The organism is Algibacter luteus, assembly GCF_900141715.1.
In the GTDB taxonomy this organism is placed as follows: domain Bacteria; phylum Bacteroidota; class Bacteroidia; order Flavobacteriales; family Flavobacteriaceae; genus Arenitalea; species Arenitalea lutea.
Genome location: NZ_FQYK01000015.1, coordinates 1 through 3,062 on the forward strand (window position 1 = coordinate 1; position 3,062 = coordinate 3,062).

A 3,062-nucleotide genomic window follows, 5' to 3' on the forward strand; every position below is an offset into this window, starting at 1 on the left:
ACGTTCATTGACATATTGAAAAAAGATACATGAAAATATGGTTGGATTTATCTAATCATATTTAAGTAATAATTAGGATTAATTAGAATCACGAGCGATATCTAATTAATCATATTATGTTTATCAAATCGTTGATAGACATAGTAAACTCATTAAAAAAGCAAAAAGTACAATAAGCTAAATAAGGGCGTATGGGGAATGCCTAGGCTCTCAAAGGCGAAGAAGGACGTGATAAGCTGCGAAAAGCTGCGGGGATCAGCACACATGAATTGATCCGCAGATATCCGAATGGGGCAACCCACTATATTGAAGATATAGTATCCGCAAGGAGGCGAACCCGGAGAACTGAAACATCTAAGTACCCGGAGGAGAAGAAAACAAAAGTGATTCCGTTAGTAGTGGCGAGCGAACGCGGATTAGCCCAAACCAGTGTTGTTACGGCAATACTGGGGTTGTAGGACCACGACATTAGAAGCATAATGAATTAGAACTGTTTGGAAAGACAGGCCATAGACGGTGATAGCCCGGTATAAGTAAAGCATGTGGATATAGTGGTATCCTGAGTAGTGCGGGGCACGTGAAACCCTGTATGAAACAGTCGGGACCATCCGATAAGGCTAAATACTCTTGAGAGACCGATAGTGAACTAGTACCGTGAGGGAAAGGTGAAAAGAACCCTGAATAAGGGAGTGAAATAGAACCTGAAACCATACGCTTACAAGCGGTCGGAGCAGACTTGATCTGTGACGGCGTGCCTTTTGCATAATGAGCCTACGAGTTACCGTTGCTAGCAAGGTTAAGCACTTCAGGTGCGGATCCGTAGCGAAAGCGAGTCTGAATAGGGCGCTTTAGTTAGTAGTGGTAGACGCGAAACCGTGTGATCTACCCATGGGCAGGTTGAAGCAGTAGTAACATACTGTGGAGGACCGAACCGGTTGACGTTGAAAAGTCTTCGGATGACCTGTGGGTAGGGGTGAAAGGCCAATCAAACTCGGAAATAGCTCGTACTCCCCGAAATGCATTTAGGTGCAGCGTTGATTAATAGTTTTATAGAGGTAGAGCTACTGATTGGATGCGGGGGCTTCACCGCCTACCAATTCCTGACAAACTCCGAATGCTATAAAATGTTTATCAGCAGTGAGGGCATGGGTGCTAAGGTCCATGTCCGAGAGGGAAAGAACCCAGACCATCAGCTAAGGTCCCAAAATATATGTTAAGTTGAAAAAACGAGGTTGAACTGCTTAGACAGCTAGGATGTTGGCTTGGAAGCAGCCATTCATTTAAAGAGTGCGTAACAGCTCACTAGTCGAGCGGTTCGGCATGGATAATAATCGGGCATAAACATATTACCGAAGCTATGGGATAGAAATATCGGTAGGGGAGCATTGTAGTGTCGTCGAAGGTGTGTTGTGAGACATGCTGGAGAAGCTACAAAAGAAAATGTAGGCATAAGTAACGATAATGCGGGCGAGAAACCCGCACTCCGAAAGACTAAGGTTTCCTCAGCTATGCTAATCAGCTGAGGGTTAGTCGGGACCTAACGCGAACCCGAAAGGGGTAGTGGATGGACAACAGGTTAATATTCCTGTACCCGCTCTCAATAAAAGTGACGGAGGCGTATATTTGGTGCGAACTGACGGAATAGTTCGTTGAAGCCAGTGGTAACACGGCGATAGTACACTGAGGTTTCGGCCAAGGTGATAATCCAGAGAAGCGACTTCCAAGAAAAGCGAGAGAAGCGGCCCGTACCCTAAACCGACACAGGTAGTTGGGATGAGAATTCTAAGGAGCTCGAGAGATTCATGGCTAAGGAATTAGGCAAAATAGACTCGTAACTTCGGGAGAAGAGTCGCCACCCTTCGGGGTGGCCGCAGTGAAAAGGTCCAGGCGACTGTTTATCAAAAACACAGGGCTATGCTAAATTGAAAGATGATGTATATGGCCTGACACCTGCCCGGTGCTGGAAGGTTAAGTGGAGTTGTTAGCTTCGGCAAAGCAATCAAATGAAGCCCCAGTAAACGGCGGCCGTAACTATAACGGTCCTAAGGTAGCGAAATTCCTTGTCGGGTAAGTTCCGACCTGCACGAATGGTGCAACGATCTGGACACTGTCTCAGCCATGAGCTCGGTGAAATTGTAGTATCGGTGAAGATGCCGATTACCCGCTGTGGGACGAAAAGACCCCGTGCACCTTTACTATAGCTTAGTATTGGTTTTGGATAAGTAATGTGTAGGATAGGTGGGAGACTTTGAAGTGGCGTCGCTAGGCGTTGTGGAGTCATTGTTGAAATACCACCCTTTGCTTATCTAGAGTCTAACCTTCTTAGGAAGGGACAGTGCTTGGTGGGTAGTTTGACTGGGGTGGTCGCCTCCAAAAGAGTAACGGAGGCTTCTAAAGGTTCCCTCAGCACGCTTGGTAACCGTGCGTAGAGTGCAATGGCATAAGGGAGCTTGACTGAGAGACCTACAAGTCGATCAGGTACGAAAGTAGAGCATAGTGATCCGGTGGTTCCGCATGGAAGGGCCATCGCTCAAAGGATAAAAGGTACGCCGGGGATAACAGGCTGATCTCCCCCAAGAGCTCATATCGACGGGGGGGTTTGGCACCTCGATGTCGGCTCGTCACATCCTGGGGCTGGAGAAGGTCCCAAGGGTTGGGCTGTTCGCCCATTAAAGTGGCACGCGAGCTGGGTTCAGAACGTCGTGAGACAGTTCGGTCTCTATCTACAGTGGGCGTTAGAAATTTGAGTGGATCTGACTCTAGTACGAGAGGACCGAGTTGGACAAACCTCTGGTGTATCTGTTGTTCCGCCAGGAGCATTGCAGAGTAGCTACGTTTGGAAGGGATAAGCGCTGAAAGCATATAAGCGCGAAACCCACCACAAGATGAGATTTCTTTAAAGGGTCGTGGGAGATGACCACGTTGATAGGCTATAGGTGTAAAGGCAGTAATGTCATAGCCGAGTAGTACTAATAACCCATAGGCTTATTGTACGCCTGTTTTTTTATAAAGTTCAATAGAATTATTACAATCATGTTCTTATTTTCAATATGTTAAGATAT

1 rRNA gene is annotated in these 3,062 nt (G+C 46.7%); it reads left to right on the top strand.

Features of this window, described 5'->3' with window-relative positions:
- The first annotated feature begins 170 nt into the window (after positions 1-170).
- Positions 171-2,993: ribosomal RNA gene (locus tag BUA46_RS14940) — 23S ribosomal RNA — on the top strand.
- Positions 2,994-3,062: the final 69 nt, after the last annotated feature.